This window comes from Ruegeria sp. AI2 (genome assembly GCF_056541275.1).
Genome location: NZ_JBQFYB010000013.1, coordinates 83,401 through 100,617, shown reverse-complemented (window position 1 = coordinate 100,617; position 17,217 = coordinate 83,401). Strand labels below are relative to the sequence as shown.

17 protein-coding genes are annotated in these 17,217 nt (G+C 57.1%); 3 read left to right on the top strand and 14 right to left on the bottom strand.

Annotation, left to right across the window (positions count from 1 at the left end; translation table 11 throughout):
- Nucleotides 1-203 precede the first annotated feature (203 nt).
- Nucleotides 204-503: an MBL fold metallo-hydrolase gene (locus ACR0LL_RS17885; protein WP_170417797.1), complete on the bottom strand. Its 300-nt coding sequence runs from the start codon at nucleotides 501-503 to the stop codon at nucleotides 204-206.
- 84 nt (nucleotides 504-587) lie between these two features.
- Between ACR0LL_RS17885 and ACR0LL_RS17880 the strand changes: the two genes are divergently transcribed.
- Entirely contained in the window at nucleotides 588-1,499 is a 912-nt protein-coding gene (locus ACR0LL_RS17880) for a homocysteine S-methyltransferase family protein (RefSeq protein ID WP_170417800.1), read from the top strand.
- 464 nt (nucleotides 1,500-1,963) lie between these two features.
- Here the strand turns inward: ACR0LL_RS17880 and ACR0LL_RS17875 are convergent, their stop codons facing one another.
- Genes ACR0LL_RS17875 through ACR0LL_RS17840 form a run of 8 tightly spaced genes read right to left on the bottom strand, consistent with a single transcriptional unit; the run spans nucleotide 1,964 to nucleotide 9,344 of the window.
- Nucleotides 1,964-2,791, bottom strand: a complete 828-nt coding sequence (locus tag ACR0LL_RS17875; RefSeq protein ID WP_170417803.1) for a citryl-CoA lyase — start codon at nucleotides 2,789-2,791, stop codon at nucleotides 1,964-1,966.
- Nucleotides 2,788-3,984, bottom strand: coding sequence for a CaiB/BaiF CoA transferase family protein (locus ACR0LL_RS17870; RefSeq protein ID WP_170417806.1), 1,197 nt, complete (start codon nucleotides 3,982-3,984; stop codon nucleotides 2,788-2,790). The genes ACR0LL_RS17875 and ACR0LL_RS17870 overlap by 4 nt, the downstream gene beginning before the upstream one ends.
- Nucleotides 3,984-5,429, bottom strand: a complete 1,446-nt coding sequence (locus tag ACR0LL_RS17865) for an aldehyde dehydrogenase family protein (RefSeq protein ID WP_170417809.1) — start codon at nucleotides 5,427-5,429, stop codon at nucleotides 3,984-3,986. Before ACR0LL_RS17865 ends, ACR0LL_RS17870 begins: the two co-directional genes overlap by 1 nt.
- The gene (locus ACR0LL_RS17860; protein WP_170417812.1) at nucleotides 5,426-6,121 is read right to left on the bottom strand and encodes a hypothetical protein; all 696 of its coding nucleotides are present in this window, start codon (nucleotides 6,119-6,121) and stop codon (nucleotides 5,426-5,428) included. Before ACR0LL_RS17860 ends, ACR0LL_RS17865 begins: the two co-directional genes overlap by 4 nt.
- Nucleotides 6,118-7,128 carry an agmatinase family protein gene (locus ACR0LL_RS17855; RefSeq protein ID WP_170417815.1) on the bottom strand — a complete coding sequence of 337 codons (1,011 nt, stop codon included), beginning with the start codon at nucleotides 7,126-7,128 and terminating at the stop codon, nucleotides 6,118-6,120. Before ACR0LL_RS17855 ends, ACR0LL_RS17860 begins: the two co-directional genes overlap by 4 nt.
- Entirely contained in the window at nucleotides 7,125-8,000 is an 876-nt protein-coding gene (locus ACR0LL_RS17850) for an arginase family protein (RefSeq protein WP_170417818.1), read from the bottom strand. Before ACR0LL_RS17850 ends, ACR0LL_RS17855 begins: the two co-directional genes overlap by 4 nt.
- Nucleotides 8,000-8,674, bottom strand: coding sequence for a hypothetical protein (locus tag ACR0LL_RS17845; protein ID WP_170417821.1), 675 nt, complete (start codon nucleotides 8,672-8,674; stop codon nucleotides 8,000-8,002). Before ACR0LL_RS17845 ends, ACR0LL_RS17850 begins: the two co-directional genes overlap by 1 nt.
- Nucleotides 8,667-9,344 (bottom strand): arginase family protein, encoded by a 678-nt coding sequence (locus ACR0LL_RS17840; protein ID WP_170474326.1) that lies wholly within the window; start codon nucleotides 9,342-9,344, stop codon nucleotides 8,667-8,669. Before ACR0LL_RS17840 ends, ACR0LL_RS17845 begins: the two co-directional genes overlap by 8 nt.
- A 178-nt stretch (nucleotides 9,345-9,522) precedes the next feature.
- Here ACR0LL_RS17840 and ACR0LL_RS17835 point away from each other — a divergent pair, with 178 nt between their 5' ends.
- Complete coding sequence (locus ACR0LL_RS17835) at nucleotides 9,523-10,230, top strand: IclR family transcriptional regulator (protein ID WP_170417827.1); 708 nt, start codon at nucleotides 9,523-9,525, stop codon at nucleotides 10,228-10,230.
- 8 nt (nucleotides 10,231-10,238) lie between these two features.
- Here ACR0LL_RS17835 and ACR0LL_RS17830 read toward each other — a convergent pair whose 3' ends face one another.
- The 4 genes from ACR0LL_RS17830 to ACR0LL_RS17815 are packed head-to-tail and all read right to left on the bottom strand — an operon-like array spanning nucleotide 10,239 to nucleotide 14,159.
- Nucleotides 10,239-11,042: an ABC transporter permease gene (locus tag ACR0LL_RS17830; RefSeq protein ID WP_170417829.1), complete on the bottom strand. Its 804-nt coding sequence runs from the start codon at nucleotides 11,040-11,042 to the stop codon at nucleotides 10,239-10,241.
- A gap of 10 nt (nucleotides 11,043-11,052) precedes the next feature.
- Complete coding sequence (locus ACR0LL_RS17825; protein ID WP_170417832.1) at nucleotides 11,053-11,955, bottom strand: ABC transporter permease; 903 nt, start codon at nucleotides 11,953-11,955, stop codon at nucleotides 11,053-11,055.
- Entirely contained in the window at nucleotides 11,952-13,040 is a 1,089-nt protein-coding gene (locus tag ACR0LL_RS17820; protein WP_170417835.1) for an ABC transporter ATP-binding protein, read from the bottom strand. Before ACR0LL_RS17820 ends, ACR0LL_RS17825 begins: the two co-directional genes overlap by 4 nt.
- A gap of 60 nt (nucleotides 13,041-13,100) precedes the next feature.
- A complete protein-coding gene (locus ACR0LL_RS17815; RefSeq protein WP_170417838.1) occupies nucleotides 13,101-14,159 on the bottom strand; it encodes an ABC transporter substrate-binding protein in 1,059 nt (352 codons plus the stop codon).
- Nucleotides 14,160-14,679: 520 nt separating this feature from the next.
- Between ACR0LL_RS17815 and ACR0LL_RS17810 the strand changes: the two genes are divergently transcribed.
- Nucleotides 14,680-15,312 carry a tyrosine-type recombinase/integrase gene (locus tag ACR0LL_RS17810; protein WP_093037018.1) on the top strand — a complete coding sequence of 211 codons (633 nt, stop codon included), beginning with the start codon at nucleotides 14,680-14,682 and terminating at the stop codon, nucleotides 15,310-15,312.
- A gap of 122 nt (nucleotides 15,313-15,434) precedes the next feature.
- Here the strand turns inward: ACR0LL_RS17810 and ACR0LL_RS17805 are convergent, their stop codons facing one another.
- Nucleotides 15,435-17,096 (bottom strand): caspase family protein, encoded by a 1,662-nt coding sequence (locus tag ACR0LL_RS17805; RefSeq protein ID WP_170417841.1) that lies wholly within the window; start codon nucleotides 17,094-17,096, stop codon nucleotides 15,435-15,437.
- Nucleotides 17,097-17,217: the final 121 nt, after the last annotated feature.

Genomic DNA, 17,217 nt, shown 5'->3' with positions numbered 1-17,217 from the left:
CTGTCACTCATAACTGCTTCAGGCTTTCACAAAATGGTGAAGAGAGAAAGCTTGTGAAACAAGAATTCAAGGGAATGTGACATAGCCCAATGGGTTCGAGATTTAGTTTCGCCGATCATTGCCTGTAAGCTGCGCGGCGCGTCGAACTTTCACGTCAGCCGCCATCCCACAACAGACCCGCGCACATCAAAATACAACCTGGGCTAGTCCTCCCAGCGAAACGCGTCGTTGTCCGCCTTCACCCGACCAATAGACGGCAAAGCGAAGTGGTTTCCCAGCACAATACATCCCGTTTCCGAGGCGCTTTCCAACAGTTTCCGACGGGATGTCACGGCCATCTCAGCATCGGAATCAAACATAAAATGCCACTCGGGATGCCAGCACTGGGCGGTTGTATGGATTGCATCACCTGTAATCAGAGCGCGCCGGTCGCCACTGGTGATTTCGACCGAGACATGACCTGGTGTTTGGCCTGGCGTGGGGATCAGAGTGACGGAATACACCCTGTCGCAGTCCTAAGGTTCACAGGAGGCCCGAGACAAAGTAGGTTTCTTGTGCAGAGGTAACGGCAATAGGCGTGGATCAGAATGGCGCGACAGCTCCCACTCGAAGGTAACAAGCCCTTTCTGGTTTACGCCGGCACTGGCACCGACCTGATTTTCAATCATGGAATTGAGCTTCCCGGTTTCGCGTCGTTTCCATTGCTGGAAGAACCTGGCACCAGGGTGATACTGGCCGGTCAAATGCAGGCTCTTGTCGATCTGGCCCGTGAAATGAATGTCGGATGCATCCTTGATGCGCCCACATGGATGGCGAACGCCGACCGGGCAGCGCCCTTGGGGTACGATGCAGAGCGGCTCGCCGAAGTAAACAAAGATGCGGTCAGTCTAATGGAAGACGTGCGCCAAGCTGCCGCTCGCGATGATGTACTGGTGTCGGCCTGCATCGGCCCGCGCCATGATCCTTACGCCGACATCCCGCCGGTACCCGTCGAAGATGCACGTCAATACCACGCCGCTCAAATGCACAGCCTGAAAGACACAAGCCTCGATCTGGTCACCGCTTATACATTCAACCGCCCAAGCGAGGCAGCGGGATGCATCCTCGCCGCCCGGGACGCTGAACTGCCGATCATCATGTCTCTGGTTGTTGAGACAGACGGGTGCCTGGCAGACGGGACCAAACTTGTGGACGGAATTGACCAGATCGACGCAGCAACCGACTCGGCGGCGCTGTTTTTTATGGTCAACTGCGCTCACCCTACCCATTTCGCCGGAGCGCTTGGCAACCACCCCCGGCTGAGAGGCCTTGTGGCGAACGCTTCGAGTTGCTCGCATGCGGAACTTGACGAAGCAGATGAGCTGGACGAAGGCGATCCAGCTGAACTTGGTAAACAGATTGCCGCGATTGCGAGGCAGAATCCGTCGATCCAAGTATTTGGAGGATGCTGCGGTACCGACATGCGCCATCTGAAATCGATGATCAGCGAACTAGCATAGCCAACTTGGTTCAATCTGAGCGATAACGCTGAGATCTAAGGTGATCCCGTAATTTCTTTCCACAACTTGTTAGGAGATCGGCCCATTCCTGCCGTTGACCGAGGGCGCGCATCGCTGCGGTGCGGCCCACCAGACCGGACTTTAGCTGCGACTGCGAAATCCAGCGATCGACAAACTCACGCATCGCGGACCAAGTGTGAATTCGCCGCGCTTGTCGCGATGGCAGCTCGGTGCGCTTCGCTGACGTCAGAACAAGCGTGAAAATGTATCGATTCTCGCCTGGATTGAAATACCTTCAAAGACAACACCAAAGAAGTGAATCTTTGTTCAGACTAACATGTTGGGTCTGCTTCTAGGGGGGGATGCCCAATGACCGAGACCGGCAAAACAGTCCACACGCCAGTGGCGCTTCAATGCCAAGTTCGGTGTGAATTTAGGCGTTCGCACCATCAATGGTCATCGGGTTAGCGCTCCGATTTGACACCAATATATTCCGGCAGATAACGCGGCGGCATTGGCCCCTTGTTCCGCCCGCCCTGTTGAATCTGTTCCCAGCCATGAGACAAGACGCCAACCGAGCGGGAAAGACAGAACAATCCCCGGGAAAGCGGTGCCGGGAACCCCAATTCGCAAAAGATAACAGCCGTGGCCCCATCGATATTCATCGCGATATCGGCACCGCGCTTACGTCCGATTTCCGTCTGTATAGCTTCACCGATATCGGCAAATCGCCCTTCTACAGTGCCTGACATCGCGGCCTCGCGTACCAACGCCATCAATCGCGGTGCGCGGGGATCGACGGGCTTGTGGAAACGGTGGCCAAAACCCGAGACGATCTTGCCATTTTCCTCACACCAGGCGGCGATACCGTCGCGGACGGCAACTTCCTGTTCAGCGCCGTCATCCATCCGTTTGGCGACGTCGAAATAAAGCTCGGCGCATTGTTCACCGGCGCCGCCATGCACGTCACCCAACATGTTGACCCCGGTGGCCATGACGTTGTTGAGCCCCAGCCCACAGGTCGCGGCCATACGCGCTGCGGCTATCGATGGCGCCTGCGGACCATGATCCACGCCCGCCACCAGCGCGCATTCAAAAAGCGCCGCCTGTTCTGGCGTGGGCAAATTGCCGCGCACCATGAGCCAGATCATCTGAGCAAAGCTGACGTTTCCGATCAGGTCCTGGATCGGGTGGCCGCGAAAGGCGATCCGCCCCGGAGCCATGTCGATAATTTCGGTGCGCCACCAGTGGCAAATGGCATCGGCGTCATTGCGTCCTGCGGGGTCCGTCATATCGCGCCATCCTTTGCCAGTTTTTCAATGTCTTCCGGTGAAAGACCTAACTCGCTCCAGATTTGAGAGTTGTGCTGCCCCAATGTGGGCGGTGGTGCATCGACGGTGGGCGCGCTGCCGTCCAATTTGATCCCGGTCGTGGCAACCTGAATGTCGCGTCCGACGCCGGGGACGTTTTCAAACTGGTCGAGGAAACCGCGGTCTGCAACCTGCGGCATTTCCAATACTTCCGGCACTGTCAAAACCGCTCCTGATGGCACACCAATGCTATTGAGTTCCTTGGCCCAGTCGCGCGGTGACCGGGTCTTCAACACGGTCTCCAGCTCAGTTTTCAGAGCCAGCCTATTGCGTTTGCGATCCTCGCGCGTGGCATATTCAGGCCGCTCGCGCAGCGCGGCCAATCCCAGGTGGTCCGTCAGTAGCTCCCATTGCTGGTCTTTGTTTGCGGCAATGTTGATCAACCCGCCCTTCGCTTCAAACGCACCGGAAGGCGCCGAAGTGGGGTTTTCATTGCCATTGGCAGTCGGATTGACGCCGGCGATCAGATAGTTCGACACCACCCAGCCCATTGTCGCCAGCACCGATTCCAGCATCGACACATCAATAAAGGTGCCGCGCGGATTGGCGTTCAGAGCAGATGAAATCGCAAAGGCTGCGGTGATGCCCCCCACAGTGTCTGCCACCGGATATCCAACGCGCAGCGGCGCGCTGTCGCTATCCCCGGTGATCGACATCACACCCGAGGTTCCCTGTATGATCTGGTCATAAGCCGGGCGGCGTATCCACGGGCCCTCTTGGCCAAAGCCGGAGATAGCACAATAGATGAGGGTCGGATTGGCCTCTTTCAGGGTCTGGTAGCCCACGCCGAGGCGCGTCATGACGCCGGGCCGGAAGTTTTCAACCACGACATCTGCAGTTTCGACCAGTTTCAGAAAAATCTCTCGACCCCGTGGGTTCTTGAGGTTGACCGTGACCGATTTCTTGCCCGCGTTCTGGGCGAGAAAGGACACGCCCATGTTGACTTTGTTCAGCTCTGGGTCGGCCCCCAGTTGGCGGGCGAGATCGCCCCGACCGACGGCTTCGACCTTGATAACCTCGCCGCCCAGATGCGCCAGATGATGACAACAGAACGGACCGGCAAGGACATTGGTCAGATCAAGAACACGAATGCCCTTCAAAGGTGTCTGCGACATTATCCGCGCCCCGCGTGTACAACCTTGGCCGCCGTGAAAAACTCGCGGCAATAGCTGCCTTTTTCCGGTGCACCATAAGAGGATCCCTTTCGGCCCGTAAAGGGTGCGTGGAAATCCATGCCGGCGGTGGGCAGATTGACTTGTATCATGCCTGCTTCGGCGTTCTGCGAGAAGTGATCGATTTTGGCGGGATCCCGCGTGACAATTCCTGCGGACAATCCAAATTCGCAGTCGTTGGACGTGGCCAGGGCGGCGTCGTAATCCGGCACGCGTAACACGGCGGCGATGGGCCCAAAGATTTCGTCTCGTGCCACGGCTGCGTCGGGTGACACATCCGTAAACAACGCAGGCGCAAAGTAATGGCCGGTTGTTTTGGATTTGACCTCGCCACCACCTGCGGCAAGCGTTGCACCGTCATCCACAGCCTGAGACACGTATCGTTTGTCGATGGCGAGCTGCGCTTCACTGGCGACCGGACCAATCTGGGTTTCCGGAGCGCGCGCATCACCGATCCGAAGGTCTTTCATTGCCGCGCAAAGACGGTCAACAAATGCGTCGTGAATGCCCTCGGTCACAATCAGGCGGGAAGACGCTGTGCAGCGTTGTCCGGTTGAGAAAAAGCTGCCCTGAACGGCGCAGTGCACCGCCAGATCCAGATCGGCGTCATCCAGCACGATCAAGGGGTTCTTCCCCCCCATCTCCAGCTGCATTTTCGCTCCTCGCGCAAACAGCGCCGCCCCCATATGGCGACCGACGGGTGTGGAACCGGTGAATGTGACCCCGGACACCTTGGGGTGCGTAACGATTGCCTCCCCAACCTCACGGCCTTTTCCCATCACAAGGTTGAACACCCCCTCAGGCACGCCCGCACGGGCAATAATATCGGACAACATCCATGCCGATCCGGGCACCAGTTCGGCAGGTTTGAACACAACCGTATTGCCATAGGCCAGAGCGGGTGCGATTTTCCATGCGGGGATCGCCAGTGGGAAATTCCAGGGCGTGATTACGCCCACAACGCCGATTGGCTCGCGTACAACATTTAGCGACACACCTTCGCGCAGAGATTGGTAGGTGTCGCCGGTCGCACGATACGCCTCAGCCGCGAAATATTTGAACAAATGCCCGGCGCGATGCGCTTCGGCCTTGGCTTCGGGCAAGGTTTTGCCCTCTTCGCGGGCCAGCATATCGCCCAGCTCGTCTACACGGGCGAGGATTTCCGACCCGATCCGGTCGAGCGCTTCGAACCGGACCAGAGGCGATGTCTTGCGCCAATTCGGCAGGGCCGCGGCCGCGGCCTCGATTGCGTCAACCGTTTGATCGGCGCTTGCCCGGGCATACTCGCCGATCGTGTCGTTCAGGTCGGACGGGTTGACATTGGGGGCCGCGTCGCTGCTAGCAACCCATGATCCGGCGATAAAGTTGGCAAAGGGGTTTGCAGTCATAGCGCTTCCTCAAGAACTGGTCGCCACCCGATATCTTCATGCCGGTGGTCCACAGTATTCACGTAAAAATAGGTCGGGCCATGATAGCCCCTGCACACCCGCCCATCGGCCCGTCTGGCAACCGGTTCGGCGGTCCAGCTGACCGCGCCGAACCAGTTCCACAAACGGTTATGAGGCGAGGTCAGATGATCCGGGCAAAGCGGTGCTGTACTATTGGCCGGGTCCGGTTGCGGAGCGTTCAACGCCCCGCTGCCCCCCACCAGCGCATCCCATTCATTGGGGCGCGTCGCCCCCTGAAAAGGGTCACTACAGGGCGTATCCCCCCCCGTAAGCAACCGGCAGCGAAACAGGCGTCCATCAATCGACAGCTCTGTGCCATGGACATACCCCGCATCATCCAGATCCTGCCAGCTGACGCGGCTCATAAGCATCCGGTCGGCGACCATCAATCTTCTTCCACCGTCCTCAAATAGATGCCAGTTCAGGCGCAGGTTCGGGTCTTTGGGACTGTCGGTGAGCGCCCAGTTGTCCCAATTCGGGTCGCGTTCAAATTCCGGTAGGTTCCCGGGTTGCAGGCCCTCGTAAGGGCAAAGCGCTGACAGGTCTGTGATCCAGGGCCGTGTCGCGGGCGCAAGTGTTTTTCCTGCATGGGAAAACCCACCCAGCTGCTCTGTTCCTTTGTAGTCCATCATTGCTCTGTCACCGCCCCGGTCACAGGTTGTGTGCGGAAGCGACGCAGGATCCGGAACAACATTTCTGCAGCCAGAAATTCGGTACGCTCCGACGGATCAAGAGGAGGGGACACCTCAACAATATCCAGTCCACCCAACGGGGCCTCGGCCAGCCCATCCAGCAGATCGTAATACTGACGCGGTGTAATACCGCTATGAACGATTGAGCCGGTGCCGGGGAGGTAGCCAGCGTCCATCGCATCGATGTCGATTGACAGATACAGTTCGTCACATCCCTTCATGGCATGCTCCAACGCCTGACGAATTGCCTCTGCCGTCCCCAATTTATGTACGTCGCCAGCCGAAAACACCCGACCGCCCTGCTCTTCGATCAAGGCGAGTTCACCGCTGTCGACCCAACCGGTGATCCCGACCCAAACCATATTGGACACGTCGACATTGGGCAGTTCGGAAATCCGACGGGCATTGGTTGCGTGGTTATGGCTGCCCCACGCGCCAAGCCGGTCAGAGAAATCCAGATGACCGTCGATCTGGATATACCCAAAACGTGCATTTGGTGCGCGTTTGGCCAACCCACGGGAATAGCCAAGGCAGGCCGGGAAGCTATTATAGTGATCACCGCCCAGTGCCAGAGGGATCGCCCCTCCAACGCTCAGCGCCTCGGTCATTGCGGCAATGGCCTCGGTGGTTGCGTCTACATCCTCAGGGGTGATCACTGCATCCCCGCAATCCACGAGCCAGTCGCTGGCCGTTGCGCTTCTTTGGCCCGTATCTGGATCAAAACTGACCCCCTGCGGTCGCATGGATTGCAATACCGTCGTTGCCTTACGCAGCGCCTCGGGACCAAACCTGGTTCCGAGCCGGCTTGAATGTGTCCAATCGCTGGGCATACCCACCACACCGATTTGGCCCGGACGGACGTCGGCGGCATCGAGCAGAGGCCCATCAAACAGCCGATACCCCGGTTGTGCCAGAGGCGGGAGAAATGTCGTTATCGCTGCAGTCATGTCAGTACTTTTTCCTTGGAAGTTTGGCGGCGCGGAAAATCAATCCCAAAGCCGAGGCGCGCATAGATAAACGCCAGAAGAGCCGTGACCATCAGGCGTTGGCCAACCTTCACGACACCCATTCCGGGACGGTTCGGATTCAGACCGGTCAACATAATGGCGCTGACCTCGTGCCGTCCCAAAAGCTCAAGCCATTGCACCACCGTCGCAAGATCGCAGCCCCCCAAACGGGGCCGATCACAAAGCGCACTGAGCGATGTTTCAAACACCGAGAGATCAAACCGAACAAACAACGGCTTTGATGGATCCCGCCACTCTGAAAACGCGGCACGCTGCGCGGCAGTATCTCTATTTACCGGCGTGGTCGTTCCGTTCGGCAAGGGCGCAATATGAAAATCGCGCGCATCGGCTGGTGTACCGCCAAGCTGCACTGTCTGACAATGAGGGAGCGCGCTCCGCGCCGTCTCGGACATGCGATCTGATCCGCCCAAAAAGATTGCACAGGCGCCATTGTCGCTGATCTGACGCATGGCCGCCTTCAAGGCCGCGTGGATCGCATCTTCGGACCCCGGTGCAATATCTCCGAGATCACAAAGCCGCTCGTGCAGGCCATCGGTACTGATATCCTGACGCGCATCGATATCTACGGGGTGACTGAATTGTGGATTTGCGTGCCAACCGAAATAGACCGAGGTTTCGCGTAATGCACGCGGCGCCAGAGATTGCCCTGCATGAGGTGCGTTTGTATCTTCAAACGGGATGCCCAGTACGGCCAGATCTCCAGACCGGACGTCGCCGATTGCTTTGGTCTGAGAGCGCATGAACGACAGATGCCCTGCCATGCGCGGCAACGGGGCCGAACGTAGAGGCATCAGCCTGCTCCTTTCTCAAGACGAGCTGTGACCGCTTGCAGGATCGCCAGTGCAGCGCGGGTTTCAGCCTTGCCACGGTTGTCCAGTTCCGGGGCAAGCCCAAAAACCGCAGCCGCGATGGTATCGCCCGGGGTGGCGTCAATTTGCGCGATCATTTGTGCTGGTGACATTCCCGTCAGGCGATGCGGGTGCGATACCCATTTGCCCGCAAGCTCTTGTAAATCCACAGACAGGATGACCGGTTGGGTGCGGGGCAAATGGCTCACTGCGCCGCCATTGACCCCAATGATGGGAACATCCGCACCTGTGACCTGTCTTGCGGCGACGTCAAGCGCTTCCAAACCGCTGGAATCGCCGCCTACCAACACCATGCGGGCACCGGTTTCAAGAACCGATTCACATTGCGAGGCAACTGCGAGAAAATGCTTGTCAGGTTCTAGCGGAAAGACGTTCACGTCCCCAAGGTCAATTGCATTCGCGGGTGTTACTGTGGGGCAGGACGCATACCGAAGCTGGCGCGCGAGATAGCGTTGCCCTGCCGATGGCCGGGCGAGATTGTCACAAAAATAGCCTGCAATCGCGACCTGACCGGGCACGAGATCTTCCAGATCGCCAATGGATGCGCCCAGAAAACTGGGGATCGCGTCAAACTGTATTTGCGCCGCTTCACTCATTGTGCAACGCCGCGTTCAGGGTTTCGATCGCCGCCAGTTCCGACATTCCCCTGGTGTCGCGCGCAGGCGCAAGGCCGGTGATCACAATCGCCTGCCATTTACAGGACATGGCACCAATGACGGAAACCAGCGTTTCAGGTTTCATCCCGCCGGGATTTAGGCCGACGCTGCCAGCTGCATGCCCCAGATCAATGACCGATATGTCGATCCACAAGACAGCGCGCTCGGGCGTGTCAGAATAGTCGCCGTGCCCTTCATCCAACTGCCGCGCGGTGCGCCAATCCATCTTGCGCTGGCTGATCAGATCCCAGACACCAGCAGGTTGATCGCCGTTCAATCCCACCCAGATCGTGTTGGCTGTTCGCGTCGCGATATCACGCCGGGCCAACGGCATGGCCGCGACAACTGGCAGATCAGGCAAGGCCCCCAGCACACCCGAGGCGACATCAGACGCGCCACCCAAGACAACGGGTACAACACCGTGATCCACCATTTGCGTCACAAGTTGTTCCAACGCGGCAGGCCAATCCCCTGACAGGTCCAGATTGCCAAGATCCCGACCATCTACAGGCAGTCCGATCCCAAGTTGGGCAGTCATTTTGCGCAGCGCATCGGGTGCCAGAGAGGTGCCGGATCGGGGCCCGGTGTTAACTTCGCTCGGAACGCCCATAACCCCAACACAATCAGCCTTACATTGCGAATGAATGCCAAAAGGAAGGTCCGCATAACCAGCTGTTATCATTTGTTTCCGCGCGCTATTCATTGCCAGACGCCTTCGTTATTTGCGATTTCCAATTGCGCTCAAACCGGCTATAAAAAGCGACGGATTTGCGTCGAAAGGTCTGCCTATGCCCGACAAGCCCCGATCCCCTGACGCCAATGGTGGTGTCGAAGCGGTAGAGCGCGCATTGCGTGTGCTGGACATCTTTGAGCCGGGCGATGCAGGCCTCTCTTTGAAGGAGGTTGCGGACCGCAGCGGGGTCAACAAGGCGACAATTCTGCGTCTGAGCGTGTCGCTTGAAAAGTTTGGTCATATTACGCGAGACGCCGAGGGTCTGTTTCACCTCGGGCCGTCTTTGTGGCGTCTTGGATCCGTGTTTCGCCAAAACCTGCGGATGGGGCCAATTGTGCGACCGGTGCTTGCGAATTTGGTGAATGCGACCGGCGAAAGTGCGTCGTTTTATGTGCAACGCGGCAACTCTGGCGTGTGCCTCTACCGGGTCAATTCGCCAAGGCTTGCGCGGGATCACGTTCAGGAGGGCGAGATCATTCCGCTGAGCATGGGCTCTTCGGGTCAGGTGCTGGATGCTTATTCCATCCGGCAGGGAAAACAGGCGGCCAGCATCCGAAAGGCCGGGTATTATCTCAGCCTTGGTGAACGCGATCCTGACGTCGCCGGACTGTCGGTTCCTGTTCTTGGGTTCGAAGATGAATTGCTGGGCGCGATCAGCTTGTCCGGCCTGCGCGTCCGCTTCAATGACACAGCCGTCGAAAAGTATCGCGCGGCGGTCCTTGATGCCGCCCGCCAGATTCGGGTGGAGTTTGGCGAAAAATAAGACCCGCATCATTGTGCCTTGTCTTTCCGACGCCCGATCATCTGCACACCGATAAGCGCCGTGATGGACACGACAATCAGACAGGTCGAGATCGCCGCGATTGTCGGATCAAGCTGATCACGCAGTGAATTGAACATGCGCCGGGTGATTGTGGCGTTTTCCCCGCCCGAGACCAGCATCGAGATCACAACCTCGTCCAGCGACGTGATAAATGCCAGAAAAGCCCCTGTCTGGATCGAGAATTTCACCTGCGGTACGGTGATTGTCCACAATGCGTATGCACGGGACGCCCCTAAGCTGCGCGCTGCAAGCTCCTGATCGAAATCATAATTCTGCAATCCCGACATCACCGTCACGATCACGAATGGCAGCGCCAGCGCAGTATGGGCGATCACGATCCCGGTCAGTGTGTAATTGAGCCCCAGCTTGGCATAGAGGCTGAACACTCCAACAGCGATCAGGATCACTGGCACGACAATCGGCATGATCACAAGGATTTGAGCCGCGCTCCTGATACGAGGCGCAGAGCAATGCAGACCATAGGCACAAAGTGAGCCCAGGGGCGTCGCGATTGCCGTGGTCAGCGCCGCCGCGATCAGCGAGGTCTTTGTTGCGCTCATCCATTCCGGCGACGTGACATAGGCCACGTACCAGCGAAACGAGAGCGATGTCGGCGGGAATTCCAGATAGGATGCCCCCGAAAACGACATCGGGATAACGATCAGCGTGGGCAGGATGAGAAAGAACAGCACAGCAATGCCGACCACTGTCAGCCACAGGCCGTCGATTTTACGTTGTCCGACTTGTTCCATTTTCAGATCCTCAGCGCATAAACAGTTTGTCGAGCCCGAAGACACGGTTCATCAGCCAGATCATCGCCAGCGCCAGCAACAGCAGGACCACGCCCAGGGCTGATGCGGCCCCCCAGTTCGAATAGACTGTGATGGTGCTTTCGATACGCTGCGCCAGCATCTGAACCCGGCCACCGCCCAGCAAAGCCGGTGTGACAAAGAACCCAAGCGACAGGATGAAAACCAGCACGATGCCGGCAAAAAGGCCCGGCAGGGACATTGGGAAAAATACCCGCCAAAAGGCCCCGCGCGGGCTGGAACCAAGGCCCACGGCGGCTCGGACCAGGTCGCCGTCAATATTGCGCATAGTGGCGTAGAGCGGCAGAACCAAAAAAGGCAGCATGATATGCACCATGCCAATGATGGAGCCGGTCAGATTGTGCGCCAGTTGCAGCGGTTCTTCGATAATGCCAAGTGACATCAGCGACGAATTGATGATCCCATTGCGCTGCAAAAGCACCAGCCACGCATAGGTCCGCACCAGAACCGAGGTCCAGAAGGGGACCAGCACAAACACCATCAGAATGGCCGCTGTTTTGTTCGGCATCTTTGTCAGCCAGTAGCACAGCGGGTAGCCGAGAAGGACGCAAATCACCGTCACGGCAATGCTGATCTGAAACGTGACGACAAAGGTTCGCCGATAGAGAGCACTACTAAAGATGCGCGTGTAATTTTCCGTGCTCAGTTCGCCTGCCGCATTGAAAAACGACAGCGAAGACAGCCAGAAAATCGGCAGGAAGACGACGATCAAGATCGTCAAAACCGCAGGCATCGAAAGCCCAAGAAACGTCAGTTTTTCGCGGCGTTCTTCGGATTTGAGCGTGCTGGCATTCTGAAGAGTCCCAGCACCTTCATACGTCTCGGCGATACTCATGCCACATGTTCCGGTACGATGATCGTATCTTCGGGATGCAGGGCAAGGCCGATTTGCTCTCCCTTCGACGGCAACCCGGTTTGGCCCGCGCGATTGGCAGGCACACGCACATTGATCTGACCAGCGCTGTCGTGCTGAACGATCACTAGAACGCTGTCGCCCTGATAAATGATGTCATGCACTTGGCCGGACAGGTCATTGGCGGCGTCTGGCACCGCGCCTGCTGTGACTTCCAGCAACTCGGGCCGGATGATCAGACGATGGCCTCCGCTGCCCAGCGCAATAGGCGTATTGGATTTCAGAACGCGCTCGCCAAGCTGCGCCGTGTCATTCGCTACACTAACCGGCAGGGAAATGGATTCCCCGATAAAATCCGCCACAAAGAAACTATGCGGCTGGCGATAGAGCCGCTCAGGCGTCGCGATCTGTTCGATCCGCCCATGATTGACCACTGCAATCCGGTCCGACATCGTCAGGGCTTCGCGCTGGTCATGGGTCACGTAAACGACAGTTGCATCCAGCTTTTCATGCAGCGCCTTCAATTCGATTTGCATATGTTCGCGCAACTTCTTGTCGAGCGCTGACAACGGCTCATCCATCAGAATGATCTGCGGCTCAAAAACCATGGCGCGGGCAAGGGCCACGCGCTGTCTTTGTCCCCCGGATAATTGCGTGATGCGCCGGTCGCCATAACCGCCCAGCTGCACGGTCTCCAGCGCGCGCTCGGCGCGGGCCTTCTGATCGCTTTTGGACACCCCGCGAATTTTCAACGGATAAGCCACGTTTTCTGCGACCGTCATGAACGGAAACAACGCATAGCTTTGGAACACCATGCCAAGGCCGCGCTTGTGGGGCGGCGTTGCAATCATTTCCTGTTCGCCAAACCGGATCGACCCGCCATCAGGACGCACAAATCCGGCCAGCGCCATCAAAAGCGTCGTCTTGCCGGAGCCTGATGGCCCCAGCAATGTCAGGAACTCGCCCGCGGCGATGTTCAAAGACACGTCATTCAGCGCTTTGACCGATCCGTAGGCCTTGCACAGGTTGGATATATCGATGGGAAGGGAGTGGGCTGCAGGTGACATGGGGGCTCCTAACCTGACAAAAATGGGCGCAGCACAAGATGTGCCGCGCCCAGATATTTTTTACTGTTGGATCAGCGTGTCAAACTCTTCGGTCAACTCGCCCAGCTGGCCGATGTAAAAGTTCGGATCGACCAGAAGCTGCTTGCCATAGTTGTCGGGATGTGTGTTGACCTTCACTGCCATCTCATCCGAGATTATCCCGGTGCCGAAGGCACCCGAATTCACCGGACCCAACGGCATGGTCACCGCCAGCCTCGCCTGTGCTTCGGCGCTCAGCAATTCGTTGATAAGGCGCATCGCGTTGTCTTTATTCGGAGCCCCCTTGGGAACCAACAAGCAGTCCACGTCCATCGTGCCGCCATCAAAGGCATAGGCCACATCAATGCCCGACGCGATCACGCTTTCTACGCGGTTATGGCCCATATGGATCACGTCCACTTCGCCGTCACGCAGCAACTGCGCCGATTGCGACCCGCCGCGATACCAAACGGTAACTTCGGGGGCAATCTCACCCAGCTTGTCCCATGCGCGCGCCTTGCCCTCATTCGTGGCCAACGTGTCATAGATCTCGGCCATCGGCACACCATCCGCCATGAGCGCGGCTTCGAGGTTATAGTTCACCTTGCCGTGCATACCGCGCTTGCCGGGGAAGTTTTCCAGATCCCAGAACTCTGCCCAATTGGACGGGCCATTGTCGCCAAATGCATCCTTGCGATAGGCAATCACCTTGGTGAAGTTGATGAAGCCGATGTAATTGTCATGGATCAGCTCTTTCGGAATGCCTGTGGTGTCAACAATCGAATAGTCGATCGGCTCAAGGCTGCCTTCCCGGCTCAGGGTTTCACACGAAGGCAAATCCTGTTCTGTAACGTCCCATGCAACGGCACCCGCCGTGATCTGCGCGCGCACGTCCTGAATGCCGTTTGTCGTATCTTCCTTGACAGTGATATTCAGCGCACCAGCGGCAGGTTCCAGCATGGCTGAGCGCAAGGCATCCTGAAACGAGCCTCCCCAGGACGCAAACACGACCTCTCCCTCGGCAAAGGCAGGCGAAGCAATGGCCAGGCCACCTGCCACTAGCGCCGTGGTGAGCTTCAGTTTTTGGTTATCTTTCATCATGTCAGGCTCCTCCCGAACTGTTGGTTGGTTTGTGGCTTCGCGACATGCGCGGCTCCACATAATCATTCGCAATCGTTTCATCTAGCAAAACGTCATTTCAGTTTTACTAGAGCTGATGTTGGAATTGGTCAAGGATTCTTTTGCCCCGTAGGATTCACACTCCCGTTTCCTGAGCATCAGAGCCTGGAAAATCTCGCAATTCGCGCATTGGTGCAGCATTCATCTGGGTTCGATCTTGCACATATGGCGTCTGAAGCGATCTTCGTCTGACCCGAAGTTAACTGCCACCGATTGAAGCATTTGGTGGAACGTGCGGACCGCAAACTCTCACTCGCTTTGCGTTGATCCGCGAATTTGAGTGGCAGCTTCTTGACAGTATGCGCCAATTGATCCTGACGACAGAATTGGTCAATTTGGGCTCAGCCCCGACCTCGGATGCGACGCAGCATCCCGTGATATGGAGGCATCGTCAACGTCAGGTTGTCGTTGTGGGAGGGCATGGCGGATCGGAGGATCAGTCATGGAAACACCAAACTTACCGGCCATTCGTGCGCTTCGCCCGGCTTGGAACAAAGGGCGCATCGTTGGGCAAAAACGGCCACTGAAACCAAAACACGTCTGGGCAATCCGTGTTCGACTTGAACTCGCCGAGAACCATCGGGACCTGGCGCTGTTCAATATGGCAATCGACAGCAAACTGCGTGGCTGCGATCTCGTGAAGATGAAAGTCGTCGACGTGATGGCGTCCGGCCAGATCAAGGAACGAGCTTCGGTGTTGCAAAGCAAAACGCAGAAGCCGGTTCGTTTTGAAATCTCCGAAGGCACACGCGCCTCGGTTGAAAAGTGGATGGAAGATGAGCTCATGGTCGGCTCGGAGTACCTATGGCCGGGTCGTTTCCATGAACGCTTGCACATCTCGACACGCCAGTACGCCCGGATCGTCCGGGATTGGGTCACGTCGATCGGTCTGGAGGCCAGTGCATACGGAACGCATTCGATGCGGAGGACAAAAGTCACACAGATCTACAAGAAGACCGGCAACCTGCGGGCGGTCCAGCTGCTACTTGGGCACACCAAGATGGACAGCACCGTCCGGTATCTCGGTGTTGAGCTGGAAGATGCGCTTGCGATCGCAGAGGCCATTGAAATCTAACAACTTGGGCCGTCTTCGCGGACGGCCCAAACAAGACCTTGGCGAAATCTGCGGCGAACAGCGACGAGGAGCCCAGAGCGACGGTCTTCTTGCGGAGCAGGCAAGGACATCGCTTTAAAGTTTCAACTGACACGGCGTATTAGAAAATTCAGAAAAAACTGCCCGTCAATCCTGCGCGGCTCGTAGACAAGCCTTCTTCCTGGCGAAAGTCCTTCGGGCAGTTTGACGCTTATATTGACCTTATAGGGTGTCGCCTGCCCGAAATGCGAACTCAATGTGAAGCGCAATTTCAACTGACCGGAGTCATCGAATTTGCCAGTGAAGTCCCTAAACCAAGGCCCTTCGGCCGCAAAGCCTTGGGCAGATAGCAAGGTCAGCTTGTCTCCATTGCGATTGATGCGCAAGGCTGCAAGTGGCTCGATTTTTCCGGGGAAATAGGCCTTGTCGGGCCGACTGGTTGTTTGCCAATAATCATCGTCCCATCTGCGTCTGATTAAGACAATGTAGTCACCATCAAAAGTCGCGAAAGACGGCGCGACCAACTGATTACAGACTCTTCCTTGCTCTCCTCGAAGTGCGGCAAGAGTTTCACTGGTCTCGAGGCTCTCAGGCGTCAGTCCAAGATTCTCTCTAGCGCTGATATACCGAGAGAAAGCAGATCTCGTGCGTGGGCCCGCAACACCGTCCGCTGTGCCAGCGCTGCAGCCAACGCGATTTAGCTCAGTTTGTATATCACGGATCAGGCTGCGCGTCTCTGTATCATCCTTCGCGCTTTGAGGCGATGTCGGCACAAGAGCTGCTACTTTGTCTCGCGCAGTACTACTGTTGCCCGGCACTTCGTCCTTCTGGTGCTCAGCAAGCAAGTCGTCCCGCAACGAAAGGGCGAGCGCGACTGCAAAATGATCCCTTTCGCCTTCGTATCGCTCCAGAAACATCTCGATCGCATCAAGCCTTCCGAGCGAACGCGCAAGTTCAAAGTCCGCATAAATCTGGTCTTCGACACGCTCAATTTCTTCCTCTGGCGTCGAGCCTGCAGCCGCATCTGGAACAAGAAAAATGTCTCTGGCGGGAAGCGAGCCATAAGTAAATGGCTCCTGATAGCCTTCTGTCAGAGTGTAAACCCTGTCGCGGACTCGCCGAAACAACTTGCCAATCTCAAGTCCGGGTTCCTCGATGTGGTTGAGCAGAGCCTGAGCATAGGGGCTGTTGCGGCCATCGCCGTCAAGCGCCAGCGTTCCGCTCCTTGCAGCATATCCAACCAACACACCTCCCGGATCGATACGTGCAAGTCCGCGTCCAATTGAGCGGGTGCTGTTTGTGCGCTCCATAGTCGCGAGGAATGGATTGTTGCGGCAGGCGTCAACCAACACGATCTTCAAGCCGGGTGCGCCCGCGATGGAGCTAATCAATGTGTTGAGGCGGATTGCCTCGAGTTCGATGTCACGGTCGCTCCGCAGTTCCGCACTGACAGGGATCAGGAAGTTCGTGTTGTCCAACTCGATGCCGTGGCCGGCGAAGTATACGATGACCGACTCGGCGTTTTTTGCCTTTTCTCCAAAGTCACGTATGGCAAGGCGCATGTCGCGGTAATCCAGATCAAGACCTGTTGTGACCTCAAACCCGATCCTGCGCAATGCCTCTGCAATGTCGATCGCATCATTCGACGGGTTTTTGAGATTGCTGACATGTTGGTAGTTCGCATTGCCAATTACCAAGGCAACTTTGTCCGCCAGCACCATCGCAGGCAGAAAACAAAACACAACTGAGAACAGGATACGCTTCATGTGAAATATCGCCGTTAACGCGTCTACCATATGAACGTTTCCACACTTTCGGAATTCAATCAATATGACCGGCGTGGACAAGCTCTAGCTCGGCTTAGGCCGCATAGCGGAGTTCGGGATT

What these genes read in the sequence shown, in the direction of transcription:
- ACR0LL_RS17880 (WP_170417800.1), top strand. Translation starts at nt 588, where the DNA reads ATGGCGCGACAGCTCCCACTCGAAGGTAACAAGCCCTTTCTGGTTTAC.
- ACR0LL_RS17875 (WP_170417803.1), bottom strand. Translation starts at nt 2,791, where the DNA reads ATGACGGACCCCGCAGGACGCAATGACGCCGATGCCATTTGCCACTGG.
- ACR0LL_RS17870 (WP_170417806.1), bottom strand. Translation starts at nt 3,984, where the DNA reads ATGTCGCAGACACCTTTGAAGGGCATTCGTGTTCTTGATCTGACCAAT.
- ACR0LL_RS17865 (WP_170417809.1), bottom strand. Translation starts at nt 5,429, where the DNA reads ATGACTGCAAACCCCTTTGCCAACTTTATCGCCGGATCATGGGTTGCT.
- ACR0LL_RS17860 (WP_170417812.1), bottom strand. Translation starts at nt 6,121, where the DNA reads ATGATGGACTACAAAGGAACAGAGCAGCTGGGTGGGTTTTCCCATGCA.
- ACR0LL_RS17855 (WP_170417815.1), bottom strand. Translation starts at nt 7,128, where the DNA reads ATGACTGCAGCGATAACGACATTTCTCCCGCCTCTGGCACAACCGGGG.
- ACR0LL_RS17850 (WP_170417818.1), bottom strand. Translation starts at nt 8,000, where the DNA reads ATGCCTCTACGTTCGGCCCCGTTGCCGCGCATGGCAGGGCATCTGTCG.
- ACR0LL_RS17845 (WP_170417821.1), bottom strand. Translation starts at nt 8,674, where the DNA reads ATGAGTGAAGCGGCGCAAATACAGTTTGACGCGATCCCCAGTTTTCTG.
- ACR0LL_RS17840 (WP_170474326.1), bottom strand. Translation starts at nt 9,344, where the DNA reads ATGGGCGTTCCGAGCGAAGTTAACACCGGGCCCCGATCCGGCACCTCT.
- ACR0LL_RS17835 (WP_170417827.1), top strand. Translation starts at nt 9,523, where the DNA reads ATGCCCGACAAGCCCCGATCCCCTGACGCCAATGGTGGTGTCGAAGCG.
- ACR0LL_RS17830 (WP_170417829.1), bottom strand. Translation starts at nt 11,042, where the DNA reads ATGGAACAAGTCGGACAACGTAAAATCGACGGCCTGTGGCTGACAGTG.
- ACR0LL_RS17825 (WP_170417832.1), bottom strand. Translation starts at nt 11,955, where the DNA reads ATGAGTATCGCCGAGACGTATGAAGGTGCTGGGACTCTTCAGAATGCC.
- ACR0LL_RS17820 (WP_170417835.1), bottom strand. Translation starts at nt 13,040, where the DNA reads ATGTCACCTGCAGCCCACTCCCTTCCCATCGATATATCCAACCTGTGC.
- ACR0LL_RS17815 (WP_170417838.1), bottom strand. Translation starts at nt 14,159, where the DNA reads ATGATGAAAGATAACCAAAAACTGAAGCTCACCACGGCGCTAGTGGCA.
- ACR0LL_RS17810 (WP_093037018.1), top strand. Translation starts at nt 14,680, where the DNA reads ATGGAAACACCAAACTTACCGGCCATTCGTGCGCTTCGCCCGGCTTGG.
- ACR0LL_RS17805 (WP_170417841.1), bottom strand. Translation starts at nt 17,096, where the DNA reads ATGAAGCGTATCCTGTTCTCAGTTGTGTTTTGTTTTCTGCCTGCGATG.